At 57.6% G+C, this 20237-nt stretch carries 13 protein-coding genes and 1 pseudogene; 6 read left to right on the top strand and 8 right to left on the bottom strand.

The genetic code is table 11. The annotated features are described in order from the left end of the window. The first annotated feature begins 2 nt into the window (after window positions 1-2). The 5 genes from AEAC466_RS38900 to AEAC466_RS38880 are packed head-to-tail and all read left to right on the top strand — an operon-like array spanning window position 3 to window position 8887. Window positions 3-1865 carry a glycoside hydrolase family 35 protein gene (locus tag AEAC466_RS38900; RefSeq protein WP_031239232.1) on the top strand — a complete coding sequence of 621 codons (1863 nt, stop codon included), beginning with the start codon at window positions 3-5 and terminating at the stop codon, window positions 1863-1865. 9 nt (window positions 1866-1874) lie between these two features. After that, window positions 1875-3305 (top strand): glycoside hydrolase family 125 protein, encoded by a 1431-nt coding sequence (locus tag AEAC466_RS38895; protein WP_031239230.1) that lies wholly within the window; start codon window positions 1875-1877, stop codon window positions 3303-3305. A gap of 9 nt (window positions 3306-3314) precedes the next feature. Continuing rightward, window positions 3315-5606, top strand: a complete 2292-nt coding sequence (locus AEAC466_RS38890) for a GH92 family glycosyl hydrolase (protein ID WP_023459337.1) — start codon at window positions 3315-3317, stop codon at window positions 5604-5606. A gap of 10 nt (window positions 5607-5616) precedes the next feature. Beyond that, entirely contained in the window at window positions 5617-6630 is a 1014-nt protein-coding gene (locus AEAC466_RS38885; protein ID WP_023459336.1) for a N(4)-(beta-N-acetylglucosaminyl)-L-asparaginase, read from the top strand. 37 nt (window positions 6631-6667) lie between these two features. After that, window positions 6668-8887 carry a hypothetical protein gene (locus tag AEAC466_RS38880; protein WP_235074327.1) on the top strand — a complete coding sequence of 740 codons (2220 nt, stop codon included), beginning with the start codon at window positions 6668-6670 and terminating at the stop codon, window positions 8885-8887. A 52-nt stretch (window positions 8888-8939) separates the two neighbouring features. Here AEAC466_RS38880 and AEAC466_RS38875 read toward each other — a convergent pair whose 3' ends face one another. The 7 genes from AEAC466_RS38875 to AEAC466_RS45240 form a co-directional block, all read right to left on the bottom strand. Continuing rightward, on the bottom strand, window positions 8940-10451 hold the full coding sequence (locus tag AEAC466_RS38875) for a tryptophan halogenase family protein (RefSeq protein WP_023459334.1): 1512 nt from the start codon (window positions 10449-10451) through the stop codon (window positions 8940-8942). A 25-nt stretch (window positions 10452-10476) separates the two neighbouring features. Further along, on the bottom strand, window positions 10477-12609 hold the full coding sequence (locus AEAC466_RS38870) for an endo-beta-N-acetylglucosaminidase (protein WP_162148964.1): 2133 nt from the start codon (window positions 12607-12609) through the stop codon (window positions 10477-10479). 110 nt (window positions 12610-12719) lie between these two features. Further along, complete coding sequence (locus tag AEAC466_RS38865) at window positions 12720-14807, bottom strand: alpha-L-fucosidase (protein WP_023459332.1); 2088 nt, start codon at window positions 14805-14807, stop codon at window positions 12720-12722. A gap of 172 nt (window positions 14808-14979) precedes the next feature. After that, window positions 14980-15717: a GntR family transcriptional regulator gene (locus AEAC466_RS38860; protein WP_023459331.1), complete on the bottom strand. Its 738-nt coding sequence runs from the start codon at window positions 15715-15717 to the stop codon at window positions 14980-14982. A gap of 526 nt (window positions 15718-16243) precedes the next feature. Next, on the bottom strand, window positions 16244-17017 hold the full coding sequence (locus tag AEAC466_RS38855; protein ID WP_023459330.1) for a copper homeostasis protein CutC: 774 nt from the start codon (window positions 17015-17017) through the stop codon (window positions 16244-16246). Then, window positions 17014-17919, bottom strand: coding sequence for a BadF/BadG/BcrA/BcrD ATPase family protein (locus AEAC466_RS38850; RefSeq protein ID WP_023459329.1), 906 nt, complete (start codon window positions 17917-17919; stop codon window positions 17014-17016). Before AEAC466_RS38850 ends, AEAC466_RS38855 begins: the two co-directional genes overlap by 4 nt. 107 nt (window positions 17920-18026) lie before the next feature. Then, a complete protein-coding gene (locus AEAC466_RS45240) occupies window positions 18027-18560 on the bottom strand; it encodes an IS30 family transposase (protein ID WP_162148963.1) in 534 nt (177 codons plus the stop codon). A gap of 642 nt (window positions 18561-19202) precedes the next feature. Between AEAC466_RS45240 and AEAC466_RS38840 the strand changes: the two genes are divergently transcribed. Beyond that, window positions 19203-19604 (top strand): DUF4279 domain-containing protein, encoded by a 402-nt coding sequence (locus AEAC466_RS38840; RefSeq protein ID WP_023459326.1) that lies wholly within the window; start codon window positions 19203-19205, stop codon window positions 19602-19604. A gap of 29 nt (window positions 19605-19633) precedes the next feature. On the opposite strand, the pseudogene AEAC466_RS44785 reads toward AEAC466_RS38840, so the two are convergent. Further along, window positions 19634-20237 (bottom strand): annotated as a pseudogene (locus tag AEAC466_RS44785) (ISNCY family transposase); the annotation flags it as partial.

Below are 20237 nucleotides of genomic sequence, written 5' to 3'. Positions count from 1 at the left end.
CTATGACGACACGCTCAAACACGACACGCAGAGATTTTCTGGCGGCCATGAGCGCCACTGCGGCCATTGGGGGTTTGATACCCACCGGTGCGGCCCTAGCCGCCAATGCCCGCTTTGGTATCGTCGGTAATGACTTTGTGCTCGATGGCAAGCCGATCCACTTAATGGCCGGTGAGATGCACTATCCCCGCATCCCGCGCGAGCTGTGGCGCGATCGCCTGAAGAAGCTGAAAGCGCTGGGCCTCAATACGCTCTGCACCTATATCTTCTGGAATGCCCATGAGCGCCGCAAGGGCGAATACGACTTCTCCGGCAATCTCGACCTGGCGGCCTGGATCAAGACGGCTCAGGAAGAAGGCCTGTGGGTGCTTCTGCGGCCGGGGCCCTATAGTTGCGGGGAGTGGGACAGCGGCGGCTATCCTGGCTGGGTCCTGAACGATCCGGATATCAGGCCGCGCTCGCTCGATCCGCGCTACATGCAGCCATCGGGTGAATGGCTGAAGCGCATCGGTCAGGAGGTTGCGCATCTTGAAATCGACAAGGGCGGCCCTATTCTGATGACCCAGGTCGAAAACGAATATGGCTCTTACGGCAACGACCTGGTCTATATGCGTGCGGTAAAGGATCAGGTGCGCGCCGCCGGTTTCCAGGGGATGCTCTATACGGTCGATGGCGCCGCCGTCATTCAGAATGGCGCTCTGCCGGAGCTGTTCAATGGCATCAATTTCGGCACGCACGATAAGGCGAAAAACGAATTCGCTGCTTATGACAAGTTCAAGACCGGCGGTCCACGCATGTGCACGGAGCTGTGGGGCGGCTGGTTCGACCATTTTGGCGAGATGCATTCGTCCATGCCGATCCCGCCGCTGATCGACAGCCTGCAATGGATGCTCGACAACAAGATTTCGATCAGCTTCTACATGCTGCATGGCGGCACCTCTTTCGGCTTCGATGCGGGCGCCAACTTCGACAAGGCCACCCAAACCTATCAGCCGGATATTTCGAGCTACGATTACGATGCCATGCTCGATGAAGCCGGCCGTCCGACGCCGAAATATGAGGCGGCCAAGGCTTTGTTCCAGAAGTACCTGCCAGCTGAGCGTTTCACCGCTTTGCCGGAACCGGAAAAGGCCATCGACATCAAACGGTTTCGCCTGAGCGAAGCGGCTCCCCTTAGCCAGCTTCTCGGCAAACCTGTAAGCGCATCCCAGCCCCGCACGCTGGAACAATTGAACCAGCCGCACGGTATAGTCGTCTACCGCCACAAGGCGGCGACTGCGCTAAAGGGCGCCCTCAGCTTCGGCGAGTTGCGGGACTACGCGCTCGTATCGGTGGGCGGCGTGCCCGCAGGCACGCTGGACCGCCGCTACCATGAGACGAGCGTCGATGTAAGCGTCAAAAAGGGCGATATCGTCGAGGTTCTGGTCGATACTATGGGCCGTATCAATTACGGCGACCAGATCGGGAAAGACCAGAAGGGCTTGGTCGGTGCGGCGAAGATCGGCGACACCGTGCTCGCTGGCTGGGCGCATTACAGCTTACCGCTCGATGACCTGAGCGCTTTGAAATTCAGCACGGCCTACGTCAATGGTCCTGCCTTTTATCGTGGTACGATCGAGTTGACAGAGGTCGGCTACACCTTCCTGGATATGCGCGGTTGGGGCAAGGGCTATGTCTGGGTCAATGGCCATAATCTTGGCCGTCACTGGTCGGTAGGCCCGCAACATGCTGTCTTCGTGCCCGCGCCTTACCTTAAGGCCGGGGTCAACGAAGTGATCGTGCTTGATTTGCATGAAGGCGCTGAGCGATCACTGGCCGGCGGCAAGAACCAGATATGGGACCGGCCGGGCCTCGTCCAACTTTAGGAGTATGTGATGCAGCGTAGGCAATTGATATGGGGTGGCGCGGCCTTGGCGGCCCTGATGGCGTCGCGGACAATGGCCGATATACCGGCCATGTCACCGATCGTCGCCGACGGCGTGCGTCCGCCTTTGGGCATGCGTAAATTCAAGAGCGCTGCTGTCGAGGCGGTGATCAAGACAACGACTAAGCGCCTGAAGGATCACGAACTGGCCAGGCTCTTCGCCAACTGTTATCCTAATACGCTCGATACCACGGTCGAAACCGGTGTGATCGACGGCAAGCCTGACAGCTTCATCATCACCGGTGATATCAAGGCGATGTGGTTGCGGGATTCCTCGGCGCAAGTATCGCCATATCTGCCCTTGGCGGCGAACGACAAGAGCTTGCGAACCCTGTTTCACGGCCTGATCCAGCGTCAGGCCCGTTGTATCCTGATCGATCCATACGCCAACGCCTATATGCGTGATCCGAAGGCGATGACCGATCTGTCCTGGTCCCTGACGGACCAGACCGATATGAAGCCGGGCGTCGCCGAGCGGAAATGGGAAATAGACAGCCTGTGTTACCCAATCCGGCTGTCGCACAGCTATCTGACGGTGACAAAGGACACGACGCCGTTCGATGAGACCTGGCGCGCGGCCATGCGCACAATCCTGAAAACCTTCCGCGAACAGCAACGCAAGGATGGCGACGGACCCTACAAGTTTAATCGCACCGCTTCCGAGCCGACCGAGACCCTGGCGCGTGGCTATGGCTGGCCGACCCGTTTCACAGGAATGATCCATTCGGGTTTCAGGCCTTCGGACGATGCGTGCACCTATCCGTACTTTATTCCCGGCAATGCCTTCGCTGTGGTGTCGTTGCGCCAATTGGCAGAGATATCCGAGGCGACGGGTCTTGGCGCGGACGTCAAAGCCGGCTGTCTTGCGCTCGCTGCCGAAGTAGAGGCGGCCATGCACGCTCATGGCAAGATGAAGGATGCGCAGGGCAACGACATTTGGGCCTATGAGGTCGATGGCTATGGCAATGTGCTCTTTATGGATGACGCCAATGTGCCAAGCCTCCTGAGCCTGCCCTATCTTGGTTTTTGCGCCAAGGATGATCCCCTGTACCTGCGCACCCGCGCGGCGGTCTTAAGTGATCGTAATCCCTACTACTATAAGGGTTCGGTGCTCCAGGGTATCGGCAGCCCGCATTCCGGCCTGAACACCGTCTGGCCGATCTCCCTGATGATGCAGGCGCTGACCAGTACCAATGACACCGAGATCAAGGCCTGCCTTTCCGAGCTAAAAACGGCGGCGGTGCCACGCGGCTTCATGAACGAGTCGGTCGGTAAGGACGACGCCGCAATCTTCACCCGGTCATGGTTTGCCTGGGCCAACAGCCTGTATGGCGAACTGATCCTCACCCTGCTGGCGCAAAAGCCGGCCCTGATAAGCTAAGGACATGACATGATCTCGCGTCGTCAGGTTTTGGCGGGAACGGTCGCTCTTGGGAGCTTGCCGCAGGTCGCTTTCGCTGCCGGGGAATCGCTGTGTGACCATGTCGATCCGTTTATCGGGACGGGTGGTCACGGACACCTTTACCCCGGCGCCACATTGCCGTTCGGCATGGTGCAGCTGTCGCCCGACACCAGCAATGAGGGCTGGGATTCCTGCTCCGGCTATCATCAGGCCGACGGCTCGATCATGGGCTTTTCCCATACACATCTGAGCGGGACCGGCTGCCCCGACATGCTCGATATACTGCTGGTTCCGGCCACAGGGCCAGTGAAGCTAAAGCCGGGTCCGCTCAGCGATCCGGATGCCGGTTACCGCTCGCGCTATGACCGCAAAACGGAAACGGCGACGCCTGGCTATTACAGCGTCGATCTGATCGACAGCCGCATAAGGGCCGAGTTGACAGCCACGACGCGCGTGGGTTTGCATCGTTACTCCTTCCCAAAAGGCGAGGGCGGTCATGTCCTGCTCGATTTGGCGCACGGCGCGATCAAATGGTGGGGCGAACACGACCTGATCCTCGACAATGTGTCGCTGAAACTCGTCGGTAACGACACCGTTGTCGGTGGCCGGCAGGTATTCCAGTGGGCCAAGGGGCGCTGGATTTTCTTTGCCCTGAAACTGTCGCGCCCGTTCGCCAGTGCCGATCTCTATAGCGACGATCAACGGGTCGGCGGAACGGACATGGAGGGCAAAAATCTCAAGGCTGCCCTGCATTTTCCCGATGCTGGAGATGCGCCTCTGTTGGTAAAGGTCGGAATTTCATCGGTCGATATCGAGGGCGCCGTGAAAAACCTCGATGCCGAACTACCCGATTTCGATTTCGAGCGTGTCCGCGGCGCGGCGCGCACCGCTTGGGACCACGAATTGGGTAAGGTCCGTGTCGAGATGACCAGTGAGACCGATAAGAAGATCTTCTACACCGCTCACTATCACACTCTGCTTGCACCAACGATTTTCCAAGACGTCGATGGCCGTTACCGTGGCATGGACAATGCGGTCCATATGCTGAAAGCCGGCGAGGCCAATTATTCGACCTACAGCCTGTGGGATACCTACCGTTCCGTCCATCCGTTTTTCACGATCACTCAACAGGCGCGTTTGCCAGGAATGATTGGCGGGCTGGTGCGAATGGGCGAGCAAAGCCCGGACGGGGTGCCGATATGGCCGCTGCAAGGGCGTGAGACCGATACCATGATCGGCTATCACTGCGCTTCCGTTCTGGCCGAGGCCGCCGCCAAGGGTATCAAGGGCATAGATTACAAAGCCGGTTACGCGGTCTTGGCCAAACGCGCCTTTGTCGATGACGTGCATGGTCTTGGGTTCTACCGCCAGCTGGGATATATACCAGCAGACAAGGTAGACGAGTCCGTCTCGCGTACGCTCGAATTCGCATACAGCGATTGGTGTACATCGAAACTGGCGGCCCATGTCGGCGAAAGCCAGGCGGCGAAGGCGCTCAGAGCGCGCTCGCAAAATTACCGTAACGTCTTCGACACCTGTATCGGCTTTATGCGCGGCAAACAGGCTGACGGCCAATGGGTGACACCCTACAATCCCCATTCGCTCGGCCATGATCAGGCCAAATGGCGCGATTTTACCGAAACCAATGGCTGGCAGGCGACCTTCCTCAACCAGCATGATATCTACACCTACGCCAAACTGTTCGGCGGGCTTAAGGCTTATGAGGCGAAGCTTGATGGCCTGTTCAGCGAAAAGTCGAATGCCGAAGAGAAAAGCCTGGCGGATATCACCGGTCTGGTCGGCCAATATGCTCATGGCAATGAGCCGAGCCACCACGTCGCCTATCTCTATGCCTACACCGGAGCCCCATGGAAGACGCAAAGCCGTGTCCGCGAGCTGATGAAGGACATGTACCGCGACCAGTATGACGGCCTGGAGGGCAATGAGGATTGTGGCGCCATGAGTGCTTGGTATCTGATGAGTGCCTTGGGCCTGTATGCCGTCGATCCGGTCACAGCGGTCTATGTGTTCGGATCACCGCTCGTCCAGCGTGCCGAGATCACTATAGGCGGTGCGCGCAAGCTGATCATCGCAGCGCCAGGAAACAGTGCAGACAATATTTATGTGCAAAGGGTGCGCTGGAATGGCAAACCTTATACTAAGAGCTGGATACACCACGCCGACCTGATGCGTGGCGGGGAACTGATTTTCGAGATGGCCCCCCGACCCAATCCAGCCTTCGGTGCGAATATGGTCGACAGACCACCCTCCTTTAGTTGAGAGCAAAGCCATGCCCAATCGTCGCGATGTCTTCAAAAATACCCTGGCACTTACCTCGCTCGCCGCCATTTCCGGGGCGGCAACCGCCGCGCCGGCGGCAAAGCCCATTGTCGTCTCCACCTGGGATTTCGGCGTCGCGGCCAATCAAGCGGCCTGGGACGTGCTAAAAGGCGGCGGCTATGCGCTGGATGCAGTCGAAGCGGGGGCGCGCATTCCCGAAGTTGACCTAAAGAACCACAGTGTTGGCAGAGCCGGATACCCGGACCGCGACGGGCACGTCTCTCTGGATGCCAGCATCATGGATGAAAAGTGGCGCTGCGGCGCCGTCGCGGCATTGGAACATATCGAACACCCGATTTCGGTTGCCCGGCTGGTCATGGAAAAGACGCCGCATGTCCTGCTGGTTGGGGCAGGCGCGTTACAATTCGCCGTTGAGCAGGGATTCAAACCGGAAGAACTGTTGACCCCGGACTCCGAAGCCGCGTGGAAAGACTGGTTGAAAACGGCAAAATACCAGCCGGTTGCCAATAGTGAAATGTCAACCTACGGCCATGCGCCGGGCAGCGTTGTGCCAGGCGACGTCCATAACCATGATACGCTCGGCATTCTGGCGCTGGATGCGCAGGGCCGTCTGTCGGGGGCCTGCACGACCAGCGGCATGGCGTGGAAACTACGCGGCAGGGTTGGCGACAGCCCCATCATCGGCGCTGGCCTCTATGTCGATGGCGAGATTGGCGCCGCCACTTCGACCGGCGTGGGCGAAGAGGTTATCCGCAATGCCGGCAGCTTCCTGGTCGTCGAGTTGATGCGCCAGGGCCGGTCGCCGCAACAGGCATGCGAAGAGGCGGTCATGCGTATCGTCAAACGCCGGCCAGAGGCCGCAAAGACGCTTCAGGTCGGGTTCCTGGCCCTGAATACCAAGGGCGATGTCGGCGCCTTTGCCATTCAGAAGGGCTTTGTCTACGCCCAATGTGATGGAACGAAAACCGATCGGGTCGTCCCGGCAAGAAGTGTGTTTGGCTAAGCGAATGTGGCGTGGCCTAATCCTGCTTGTGTTGCTGATGGCCCAGCCAGCTCTGTCGCACGATAGTGGGGTGATCACCGTGCCGCACGCCACATCGCAGGCTCTCGCAGCGGTGACACTGCTAGATGCACGTCACTATGCTGGTTCGGTCGTGGTCGCACGCCGCGATGAGATGGCAGGTCTACTGTCTGGCACCGATAAGATGCTATGGAACAAAAGGCTTAAAAACCTGCCGCCGCCGACGCCCGAAGCCTATACGGTCATGTGCATCGGTGATCGTGTGATCATTGCCGGCGACGACGATCGCGGCATACTTTTTGGCGTTGGTTATCTTCTCCGTAAAGGGCCTGATGCGCCGGATATCCATGCCGCGCCGCAGATGGCTTTCAGGGCGCATCAGATCGGCTACCGCTTCAAGAACAACAGCTATGACGCTTTCACGCTCGCCATGTTCGAGCAACAGGTGCGCGATCTGGCAGTTTTCGGTGCCAACGGCGTCCAGTGGATCGCCCCGGTGTCTGACGATGCGGCGGAAAGTCCCCTGTTTACCGCCGCCCCATTCGATATGGCGATCGGTGTGTCGGGACTGATGAAGAAATACGGGCTCGATTTCGACCTCTATTACCCCCAGATGGGTGACGACTACACAAAACCCGCCACCCGCGCCGCTGAATTGGCACGCTTTGAAGACCTGGTGAAGCACCTGCCCAAGGTGGATGCGCTGTATATTCCCGGTGGCGATCCTGGCCATACGCAACCGGACGTGCTGTTTCCCGTGGTGGCGGCCGAAGCGGCTATTCTTCATCGCTATCATCCCAGGGCGACGGTCTGGTTGTCGGCGCAAGGGTTCGACAAGACGCAGTATGAGCGGTTTTACGCGCTTCTGGCCAAGGAACCGGACTGGCTGACCGGCGTATTTTTCGGACCGCAATCGCGCGATCCCTTGCCGGCGCAGCGCGCGCGCATCCCGGCGCGTTACAAGCTTATCTTCTACCCCGACATTGCCCATACGATGCATGCCCAGTTTCCGGTGCCCCGGTGGGACCCGGCTTTCGCCCTCACCGAAGGTCGCGAACCGATCAATCCGCAGCCGCGCGCACAGAGCCATATTGTTCGCCATTTCGCCGACGATATCGACGGCTTCGTCACCTATTCCGAAGGGGTGAATGACGACGTCAACAAGATGCTGTGGTCGCAATTGGGCTGGAACATAAATACAAACACCGATGCCATTCTCGCCGACTATGGCCGGTATTTTATCGGCGATTCAGGGTTTGCAAATGGGCTGACGGCACTGGAGCGAAACTGGGACGGGCCAGCGGCCGGAAATGACGGTATCGAACAGACCCTGGCGTTTTTCGAGCGCATGGCGCCATCGCACCCAGACAACTGGCGGTTTGAGATGGCCTGGTATCGCGCCACCTATGACGCCTATGTCCGCCGCCGCGCCATTGCGGAGCGGATGCGCGAGGCGCAAGCCTATGCGGCCCTCACAACAGGCGACATGTCCGCGGCACGTCTGGCGCTGGCGGCGACCGATACAGCCGATATTAGCGCTTTGCGGACAAGGCTTTTTGACCTTGCGGGCAAGCTTTATAGCCACATCGGCCTGCAACTCAGTGTCAAACTTTATGGCGCCTCGGCGATCGAGCGGGGCGCCAATTTAGACCGGGTTGATGCGTCGTTGAATGACCGTGTCTGGTTGACGCGGCAAATGGATGAGATCGGGGCGCTGAAAGACCCCTTGCAACGGGCAGCGCGTCTCAAAGTCCTCGTAGACGGTGACACCCCGCCACAGGGTGGTTTTTACGATGATCTTGGTGATCCGGCCCGTGAACCGCATCTGGTGCGCGGGCCCGGTTTTGCCACCGATCCGGAAATGTATGAAAGCGCCATCGATGGTATAGCCGATATGACGCCCGATGACGGCTGGCGCATGGCCTGGGTGAGCTATGCCGAAACCCTCTACGAAGTCCCGATCACCCTGCGCTATGACCGGCTAGACCCTGGAACGGCCTACCGTTTGAAAATCGTCTATGCCGGTGAAGGCTATGCCTTGCCGATCCGGCTTACGGCGAATGGCGTGGTCTTGCGCGATTTCAGCGACCGAACCTCCAATCCGATGACCGTCGAACTGGACGTACCGCAAACCCTGACACACCATGGCGGGCTGACCTTGGAATGGACTCGGCCCGATGGTCTTGGTGGCAGCGGACGCGGGCATCAGGTGGCGCAGGTCTGGCTCTTGCCCCGTTAAGCTGGAAACGGTGTGCCATCGCCAGAACGCACATCAAGCCGGACGTTCACATCTAGCTCAAGGCATCCAGAAAGGCCTTATGTGACGGCATCGACTGAACGGCGCGACTGATAGTTCCGCGCATCCGGCTGAATTGTGCGGCGACCCGCTCCGTGTCGACGACATCGGCAAGCGGATCATAGCCTAAAGGGTTTATATTCTGACCAAGCATGACCGCCAGCCAGCTATTCGGCTGGAACAATTCCCCGGGAGTTAGCACGATCCGCGCCGACGAACGGAAGTGGTCAAGACGATAGCTTAGGGAATCTGGTACCGGCATGTCGCGGCAGTACCGCCAGAATGCAGAATCGTCCCGTTGAGTTGCTTTGTAATGCAGGATGATGAAATCGCGGATCGATTCATACTGATTGGCCATGGCGCGATTGTACTGTTCGGCCAATAAGGGGGCGAACCTCTCACCCGGCCAATAGTCGAGCAGCTTGACCAGACCGGATTGAATAAGGTGGATGCTGGTCGATTCCAGCGGCTCCAGGAAGCCACCGGACAGACCGATGGCGACCACATTGCGGTTCCAGCTCAGTCGCCGGCGGCCGGTTTTGAAGCGTACGAATTTAGGGTCGGCCAGAGCCTTGCCGTCGAGATTACGGACCAGGGTTTGAGCGGCCTCGTCATCCGTAATGAAGTCCGAGCAGAACACGTGGCCGTTCCCTGTTCGGTGTTGAAGCGGAATGCGCCACTGCCAGCCGGCGGTATGGGCGGTCGAGCGCGTATACGGCGTGACATCCGCCACTTTTTCACTAGGTACAAAGGCCGCACTGTTGCATGGGAGAAGCGCGCTCCAGTCGTCAAAGCCGCTATGCAGTGTCTTCTCGATCAGCAGGCCCGACAAACCCGAACAGTCGATGAAGAAATCTCCCTCAACCGTCTGGCCGTTTTCCAGGCTCAGGCGTTCGATAAAGCCCGTCTCGGCATTCTGACCGACATGCCTGATCTTGCCTTCCACGCGTTTCACTCCATTGGCTTCGGCATGGCGGCGCAGATAGGCGGCATAGAGGCTGGCATCGAAATGGTAGGCGTAGCTCAACTGGGACAGAGGCGAGTCATCGCGTGGCGGCGTCGTGAAACGATTCTGTCGGGCAGCCATGGCGTTCAGCGAATAGTCTTCAAACGATTCCGCTTCGCCAGCCAGTCGTCGTCGCGTCAGGAAGTGATGAAAGGCGGCGCGTCCAATCGGATCGCCGATCGCGCCGAAGGGGTGAAAATAACGCGTGCCGACCTGACCCCAATTGACGAATTCTATACCCAATTTGAAGCTGGCCTGGGTCTGGCGGACGAAATCCAGTTCGTGAAGCTCCAGCAGGCGATTGAAGCGCTTGATGGCCGGAATGGTTGCCTCACCAACCCCAATGGTGCCGATCTCCTCAGATTCCACCAGGGTTATGTCACCCAGCTTGCCTTGAGTAATCTTGGCCAGCAAGGCAGCCGACATCCACCCGGCTGTCCCGCCCCCCACGATCACGACCTGTCGGCGATGAGCCGAAGTCTTATTGTCCGCCGTATTCATTTCCGCCTCCCCGGCAGCCGAATGGTCAGGTCCAGTTGAACTTTGTAGCGACCGGCTCACCCGCTTGGCCATCACGGCCATATGGCACCAGTTGCAGCACGGTTGAAGCGCTATCACGCCTCAACCCCTTGATATAATAGGTGTCATTGGCGACACGACCAAGCCAGGTGCGCGACTTACCGGTTGCGGCGAACAGGTCGTAATAGGCGACACCCGCATCGAACGTCCACGCCAGGCGCAGATCCGCCGTCTGCCCGCCGGGGTGAATCTGGGTGGCGGTGATGGCAAGGCTCTTTGGCGCCTGTAACGCTTTGTCAGCGGCCGTAGTCAGGGCAATCTGGCCAATATTGACGGCATAGGAAAGCGGCTTCGCAGGGCGCGCCACCCCCAGAGACAGAGCAGCCAAGGTACGGCCCTTATAAGCCTTCAGGCCTTGGCGCCATCGCCGCCAACCGCCTTTAAGGGCTGTGGTTTTCGTGACCGGCAGCCATTCGGTGACATTCGGAGCGTCCTCAAATACCAGGCCGACCTTGAGATCGCCCGGGGTTTCGGATTTGTAGATCAGGCCGAGAGTGGTTGCGGCATCTACGGCAATATGCGTCTTGTAGAGACGGATGTCCGTCCCGCTGTTCTTGTCACCGGAAATGCGGATGGAGGCACCGCCATCATAGGCGTCCGTAAAGTCGTAGTCGACGTCGAGCAGTGTATCGGTGTTACCGCCCTGCATTGGTTGTTTCCACCACGTCCAAGTTGGCAAAATATCCTGGATGCCCAGGTTATACCACGGCGTTTCAGCCACCTTGACGCCGCCAACGAAGAAACGATCGCCATCGCCGGTATTGAAATGGCTGACGAACGGTAGGCTACCGATCACGGAACGCTCGGCGATGAAGTTGGCGACCCCGTAGGTGATAGGCAGACGAATCTGGTCTGTCTCTTTTCCCGGTGCCTGGTAATCCGTGTATAGCTTGCGTGCGGCGGCGGGACCATAAATAGCCTGTTCGGCGGCAGTGGGCGCATTGTCCATGGCGGGATTGCCCGATTTTCCGGACCAGAATTTACGATGAAGATCATACCACGCCGATCGCCGCGTAGCGGTATTCGTAAGATGCTTTATCTCCGCCAGTACGGTCTCGGTCGGCGCTGCTGCGCGTAACGCATCCAGTCTGGCGCGACGCATTTTACGCAAACCATCCTCAACACTGTAGATCTGCAGCCCGCCCGACGCTTTACCGCCGTTCGGCTCGATAACCGTCGGCCCTATCAGTCCTAGATATCCGGGACCGGGGTACAGTTGCAGGCCATAGTAGACGTCGAAGGGATTGTAGTTCTGACCCAGCTCCGTCGGTGTTGGCAGATTTGCCAGTGGTGGCCCCGAACAGCATCCGCGAGTCATGGCGTAATTGCTCCACCCCTGATCAATCATCATGGAGTTGGCGCGATCTTCGGACGCCCCGCGGGGCGTACCGTTCGGATGAGGAAAGCCCGGCCACACATCGCGTGCGTCGGTGTATCCGTTATAAAATTGAATATGGAAATCGACCAATCCGGCCTGTCTTGCCGCCTTCTGCATGTCGGCAATCAAATCCTGGACGGCCGAAGCGTCCTTTTCTGTATAGCCTTCGAAGTTCACGAAATAGCCGTCGAAGCCGAAGTATTTCGCCAAATCAACCAGCTTACCGGCAACAGCCGGCCGGGACAGTTCGGCCTCATTGAAGAAACGCGGATCGGGCTGGAACATAGTCCCCAGACATCTGGCACCGTTGCGATGCGCGACATCGATCAGAGAGGGATTTGGAACAAGGCCGGTTGTATTCCATCCGACAACGACGTCCTGAAACTGCCAGAAGCGCTCGACGTGGACCCAATCTGGGCTGCCAACGGCGTAACGCGTGCGGTTCAGATCAATATCGGTATCGCTGAGAGTCAGGTAGGCGGCAAGCAGTGTGGCGCCGGACACGGCAGCATCCAGGCGCGGATGCGCCTGAGTAGCCGAAAAAGGCGTTATACGCTTTGCTCTCGGTACATGTGACCGAAAATGCGGTGCGTCAGGGTCGCTGACCGGGTCGTAAGCCTTGAACGCCTCCCAATGATCCTTCGGACCGGAGAAGGGGTATTGCGGCGCCATATCGCGCGGCGCCTGAGCGACCGCAGCCACATGTGGCGCCAGAGCTAGCAAGGAAACAGAAGCAGTCAGAGCAAAAAAATTTCGGCGGCTGTGCATGATAAAACAGTCTGCTAAGAATTCAAAGAATGACGGCCTACGGCCTAGCGAGTAATGATCCCCAGACCGCCAATGACGATCATGGGTTTGTTCTGCACGGCGTGCGCAAAACGCAGCCGCAGGAACTTGGCTTGGTAGGGCTTATTGAACCGGACCCTTTGTTCCGCACGGCTCGCCGCGATGTTTGAAAATTCGCCGGTGGCAATCGGCTCACCCCAAGTTTTACCGTCAGCACTGACCCAGACCTCATACCCTGCGGGCGGACCAATTCGAGCTATGACATCAACCCCTAGCGAGATGTTTTGGCCAGCGGGCTTTAGGGTAAACCCTTGCAGGCTGTATGAGCGCCCAAGATCAATAGTGACGTCTACCGGTTCTCCACTGTGCCCGGTAAACAGACCGTTGCCGAACAGGGCTTCGGCCGGTTCCCCATTTGCTGCGATCAATGTCCAATCGGCAGGTGATACATCGAACTCACGGGTCGTCATGCTGCTGGACACGTTTGAGTCTGCGTTTCGAGCTATCGCCTTGACAACGCCGCCATCCAGAAGCGGGAAGGGCGTCGTGTACAGTTTGGACCCAGCATTTGGTGTGGAACCGTCAAGCGTGTACCGGATTTCTAGTCCCTTCTCCGGCGGACTCAGAGAAACCATGCCTTTCGCATCTCGACCAATGCCGGGTTCTTCCAGGATATCTGCCAGGCGGAACAGGCCAAATCCGTTCAGAATAGGAGATGCGGCAGCGGTCAGTATGCGCAGACGTACCCGTTGCGTTGTGACGGGCGCTTCCAGCCGGATCAGCCTTTGGGGGCCGATAGAGGTGTGGCGGGACACCTCTTGCCATTTATTGTCTTGCCAGATGTCGACAGCGTAATCATCAACGCGCACGCCTCGTGCGATGTCTTCTGAGAAGGCGATGACATTGAAGGTTTTTGGCCCTTTCAATGCAACTTCAATCCATGCGCCGGCCCGATCGGTCTCTTTCGCGGCCCAAAAAGCGGATAGGGACAATAGATTTTGGGCGCTATATTCAGTATTGAAGACGCTGCTCGCGCGGACCGTGGCACCTGTCGCCAAATTGGTTTTAAAACCGGCGTCGAGTATGCCTTTCCAGGCCTTCAGGGCGGCAACATCTTCTGCGGGCACTTGACCACGCCGGTCGGGGGCCAGGTTGAGAAGAAGCGTGGTGCCGCGGCCGACAGATTCAAAATAGATCCGTGTCAGATTGGCTGGCGAACGCGGCTTCTCATCGCTATGCCAGAACCAGCCTGGGCGGATGGAGACATTGGTTTCCGCCGGATTCCAGATTGGCCCGCCGCGCACGCCGTGATTGCCCTTTTCCTGAGTATAGGGCGTGGCATCGACAGTCGGCCAGCAAGGATCGCCGGCGACACCTTCTTCATTGCCCACCCAGCGGATATCCATGTCTGCGTCGGCGAACATGACGGCATCCGGCTGATTCTTGCGGACGATCGCGCGCACCGTATCCCATTGATAATAGGTATGACCGTCGATCCGGCGGGTTTCACGGGCGCCACCGTAGTAGCCATCACCGCCGTTGGCGCCGTCGAACCAGACTTCAAACAACGGACCATACTGCGTGGTCAATTCCTCAAGCTGGTTATGGTAATAGGTCACATAGGCGGGGCGGCCATATTCAGCGTGGTTGCGATCCCATGGCGACAGATAGACCCCAAAACTAAGCCCCTGACGCCGGCATGCGTCGGCCATTTCCCGGACGATATCGCCCTTACCGTTCTTGTAGGGGGAATTTTTGACAGAGTGCTCAGTGTAGGCGCTTGGCCACAGGCAAAAGCCATCATGATGTTTGGCGGTCAGAATCAAACCCGTCAAACCGCCCGCTCGCGCGGCTCCGACGATTTGATCGGCACTGAAATCGGACGGATTAAACAAGGATTCCGCTTCATCGCCATATCCCCACTCACGGTCGGTGAAGGTGTTTATGGTGAAGTGCATAAAGGCGTAAGCAAGGCGTTTGTGCCACCTCAGTTGACGCGTCGATGGTGTTGCGCCGAAAGGAGAGGGAGCGGATTTGGCAAGCGCCGAGGTCCCGGCCGCAGTCAGGGAGGCTGCCGCTACACCGGCTGAAATAAGATATCGGCGATTGATCATCTTCGCGTCGTTTCCTTCTGCAGCTTGTCGTCTCGGTCTGGCAGAGTGGGCTGAATTGGCCGGGCAGGGCGGTGCGACGCAAGCGAAACCAAACTACGAGACAGTTGTTATGACAACTCTATATCCGCAACTCGGATTGGCAACGATAAAAATGATTTTCCTGGTAAAAATTTCAGGAATTGTGAGTGAGTTCGGACATTAGGTCGTAGGCATCGCCGCGATAATATGACTGCGTAAACTCTGCTGGCCGTCCATCGGCCAGAAAACCGCGACGTTCAATCAGCAATCCTGGCGCTCCAACGGCGATGTCGAGCAATTTCGCCTGTTCGGTATTGAAGGCCACGGCTCTCAACCTTTGCAGCGCACGCACTGGGCGCGTGCCATTTTTCTCAAGAGCTTCATACAGCGAGTCATTGACCGCTTCGAGAGACGGCAGGCAATCGGCAGGCACGGTGGCATAGTCGAGCCCCATGGAAAAGCCGTCAGCGAAGCGCATACGGTTAAACCGATAAACGACTGTTCCCGGCGAAAGGCCCATCGAAAGGGCCTCCTGCGGGTTTACGGTCCCTGAGGTTTTCGAGAGCCATTTGCTGCTGGGAACGCGACCCCGCGAGATCATGTCCTCCGTAAACGAAGACATTTTGGAATAACTCTTTTCCACCCGGGCGGCAACGAACGTTCCCGCCCCTTGACGTCGCGTAAGTAAGCCTTCGTAGACGAGTCCATCAACAGCTTTCCGGACCGTAATACGTGAAACGTTGAACTTTTCCGCAAGCTCTCGTTCGGTGGGGATAGCATCTTCGGGAGCCAGCTCGCGCTCATTTATGGCGTTGCGAAGCCATTTTTGCAACTGCATGTAAAGGACAGTCGACTTGGTTCCCGCCGGGGAAACTTCCTTGCTCGCAGCCATATAATGCGCATCCCACCCATAGCAATCGCAATGAAACGTAATAACAACCCTTGGGTTGATCAGTTTTCATATATGAGAATGGACTAGCGCGTCAAATCCAATTGTCTGGCATTAAGCGTGGTAAGCCGCACGGATTTATTTCGAGTTGGAAATCGCTTTCGGAGGTGTGTGAGGTAATTTGTTGCGTTTATTAAGAAGTGGAAGGCGCGTTTTAGACAAGCGCTTTAAACAGAGACAGGAAACGAAATATGGGCCTATGGAACCGGGTCACAGCTTTTTACAAAGACCTGAGCGATCGGGACAGCAACGCCACCGTGAATCTGGCATATTCACGCTGCGTCGGAAACCCCTCGCTTTAGAGATTGGACAGGGCCTTTACATTGCCGAGCGAGAGATCATTTATCCTTAAACCATATCGCGCTCGATAGGGCAGGGCGTTGCTATAGTACAATCTTCCGTCCAAAATGAATGGGCCTACTCTTGCGTAACTGGGGGCAAGGTCAAAAAAATACGACAGTGCCGACCGTCAATCTATCGCGACGGCGTCGCGTGCCAGGTGCCCCAGGACGTCGCGGAGTTGGTCGATCGCTCCAGCGTCAGTACGACGATGAGTAGGCAGGCTATATCCGAGGCGCGCTGCATCCGATGAGTCAATTGAGCGCGGCATACTACAGGATCCATGAAGCCAACGGACGCCTGAACGGGTTACAATTTCCGGTGCGGTGGTCGCACTGACGCCCACGCCAGCCATAAGTTCGATGCCACGAGTCGAAGGTGATGCACCAGCCAATTGGACAAGTCTGCGAATGGTCTCGGCGCCTTGAAGGGCATTAACCGCACCGCCGGAGGTCAGAATACTGTCGATGCCCAATGACTGGGCCATTGTCAATGCGGCCGGCAAATCGGGTGCCACATCAAAAGCGCGATGGAGGGTAATCTGAAGTCCCGCCAACTTTGCGTGTTCGATGAGCTTGCCAAGGACACGTTCATCCAGTTCGCCCGTCGCCCTATTCGCGCCCAACACCACCCCATTGAGCCCAACTGCGGCGACCGCGTCAATGTCGTGCATCATTAATGTGACTTCGACATCGTCATAAACGAAATCTCCCTCACGCGGTCGCACCATGGCACGCGTCAGGCATTGGGACTGCGCAGCCAGATGCATCATTCCTACGCTGGGGGTAAGGCCACCGACACTGAGGCTGGCGCAAAGCTCGATCCGGTCCGCACCGTGCTTTGTCGCGATATCCAGTCCTTCGGCCGTGTCTACGCAAACTTCCAGTCGAATGGCGCGCGTCATGCGTCCACCGTCTGTGCGGCGTGAACATGGCTAAGCTGCTTCGCCAGATGCAAGGCGCCCGAGAGGGCGTCCCCCTTGGGTTCGGTCAGGCAGTCAATCGCCGTCTGCGGCAGCCATGGCCGGATCAGCGACGCCAAGCCGCCCATAAAACAAACCTTAGGCGCGCCGATGTACACCAACTGTTGAATGAAACGTCCGCAATCGGCAGCCAAATGCCTTAATAATGATGTTGCAACCGGATCCCTCAGTTTTGCGTAGCGGAAAACCAAGGGGGACAGCGCGCCATAGTCCATCGGCAAGGCGGTTTCCGACCAGTCGACTATCGCGGCCGGATCGCCAAAATGGGCGATTACAGCCTTGGTGAAAGGCGTTTGTGTGACCAGCCCGTCCGAGGCTTCGAGTGCCGTCCGAATGGCGTCCCGCCCCAGAGCTGCCGCGGATCCCTTCTCGCTGAGAGAAAACCCCCAGCCTCCCAGCGTATGTCCCTTACCGTCGATTACCGCATAGCCCGAACTGCCGGTGCCCGCAATTTGCACGCCCCCGTCGGCGCCTTCAAAGGCGCCAATAGCGGCGATGTGGTAATCGGGCCATATTGCGATGGTGTTGAATATGTTCGCGCGTGCCTTGACCCTGATCACGTCGTCCTCTGTGACAATACCCGCGAGGCCGAAGACGGCGACTGTCCTGGATAAGACGCTCCTGTCCAACCCAGCTACTGTGAGCGCAACATCTATAGCTGCCAGAATATTGTTCCATGCCAGGTCGAGCCCGAGGCGGATATTGGCGGGCCCACTTTGACCTTCACCCAGTATTTTACCGTCTGAGTCTTGAAGCCTGGCACGTGAGCGGGTGCCTCCGCCGTCCACACCAAGATAAAGGATACCGGGAAAATCTTGCGTCATGCCAATGTCTATTGTCAGGATGGAATTAGGATAATTTTGCGGCACCTCTGCTCACCACGAAAGCGCATTAGTGCTAACCAATTTAGTTTGTTGTCATATCAAATAATTCAACCTAAAGCCATTTGTCCACGAAAAACGTACTGGTTGCAAAATAACGTCGGTTCTTGCATGGCCGAGGACGTAACCACACTTTGCCACAAAGGTATCAATTCGGTCCCGCGGTCGAAAGTCATGGTTTGGCGCCCATGTGGGGTGGGGGACGGGTGCTCCGCAATATTCAAGATGATATCGACAGACTTACGGTCCAGATTGGGCAAAAGTATGTGGAAACGCGTTTTTCGCTCGACCAGGCTTGTGAGATTTTTCTTCCCGTGCTCGCGCTTAAAGATGATCAAATCGCCTTCCCAATGACCGAAGGAGTCTCGCTTAGCGATATTTTCAGGTCTATGTTTTATGTTACAATACAACGGGATGTGTGATCCTGCCGGTTTCCGACCACCGCGTTTGCGTCGCCGGCGGCGATGCCGATACAAGAGCTTATATAGGTCTAACGACTGGCCCGCGCGCGAGTAGATGAACTGATAAATGGCTTCATAGCCAATTATGGGAAATCTCGGATGCTCACATCTAGCGTTAGGCAACCCGCAATTTGCTCGGGGGACCAGCCCAGTTTGAGCTTGGCGAACACGTAACTTCGCAAAGCCCTGTATCGCACCGGCTTAGCCGTCTTACGTCTGCGACGACGCGCCCGCATGTCTGCATTGATCTGAAACCAACCACGGAATTCCGCATAAACATTGTTTTGAAAATTCCGACTGATTTCTCGATCGACGGTGGTGCGATGTCGACCTAACATCCTTGCAAGTTCAGTGACGGATAAAATGCCAGACCTGCAAGATCGAACAGCTTCACGCGTTCCTTGAAGTCGATATGCGTATAACAGGCTCCCATAGCGCTTGTCCTTTCATACCCGCAGGGCATTGAAATCTATGACAAGTCGCACTTCAACCTGGAATCCACCCGGCTACACATTTTGTCTAGCCCGAATAGAAATGTCGCGGTTTGTGCCAGATAGAAATGTCACTGGCCCCGGCTGTGGAGTAGGGCGGCGGGCGGGCGCGTAGCTTTTCAAGCGAGCGCAGCGCCCAACCGCCGACCGACGCACAGGCAGGTTAGTTGCCTCTTTGGTTTCCGAGCGCGCCGGCTGCGGACTTTCCAAAGATCAGAGAATAGTGTGGTTTTCGGACTTGGATAGCACGGCGTGAAGTGCCAAGTTCGCCTCCATGCTTACTCTAACAATCGCCCGCTTCGACGCTGACCCAGACATGGTCACCAATCTTCTCGGCCTGACACCTACATCAGTTGCAAGGCGTGGTGAGCCCAGGCCGACTGGGCGACTGCATGATTTCAACATGTGGAATCTTGAATTGCATGCAGCGCCGCTCGTCGATGGCCGTGAGCACGCGAACGCAGTCGGTACGCTGATCGACCAACTTAAAGGACGCGAACACCTCTTCGCGGAACTCGCCAAGACGCTCAGGCCTGCAAGCATATCGATCTACGGCGGCTTCTATGTCTCAGACGAACAGCAGGGCGTTTGGCTTGACCCTGACCAAATGGCTGTCCTAGCGGCGTGTGGCATTGGCTGGGGTCTCGATCTATTCGAGGCAACAATGCTGAGCTGATCGAAGTCAGCCGGTCAGGGCAGAGTCAATCAACCCACGCTGAACATGTGCTTGGTCTGGTCGCGTCGCTTCGGGCCTTTGCTAGTGCGCATGCCAGGTGGCTCAGACTGCTGGCTCTGCCGGATCAGGGTGAGGAGGCCGCCCAGGCGCTTGTTCTCGAGCACGGCAGTCTCGGTAACGCGGCGCAGTTTGTCGAAGGTGCGGTAGGGCATGCTCCGGCCTTTGTAGCGGACCTCCAATCGACCATCGGGGAAGTCCACAACCTCGACCCGTTGGCCGATCGCTGCCTGAGCAAACTCCGACGGTTCGATCATGAAGAGGATGTTGTCGTATTGTAGCGTCAAGGACTGCGAAAGGGTTCGCTCGGCTCGCCAGGTGAAGGCCTCGTCGAGCCGATCCCTGGGCGTCATAGGCCGATGGAGATCCTTGTCGTTGAACGGCGCTTTGGCGAAGCGCTTGTTGTAGTCGGCCATGAAGGTCGGCAGGAAGGCGTTACCAGCCTCCATGGTGCTGATGCCGGCGAGCCGAAGCTCCTTCACCAGCCGATCTTGCAGGGTCTTGTTGGCGCGCTCGACACGGCCCTTGGCCTGACTGGAGTTGGCACAGATGATCTCGATCGTCAGAGCCTTCAGC

It is taken from the genome of Asticcacaulis sp. AC466, from assembly GCF_000495815.1.
In the GTDB taxonomy this organism is placed as follows: domain Bacteria; phylum Pseudomonadota; class Alphaproteobacteria; order Caulobacterales; family Caulobacteraceae; genus Asticcacaulis.
The sequence above is the reverse complement of the archived record's forward strand: the minus strand, read 5'-3'. Positions and strand labels throughout refer to the sequence as shown.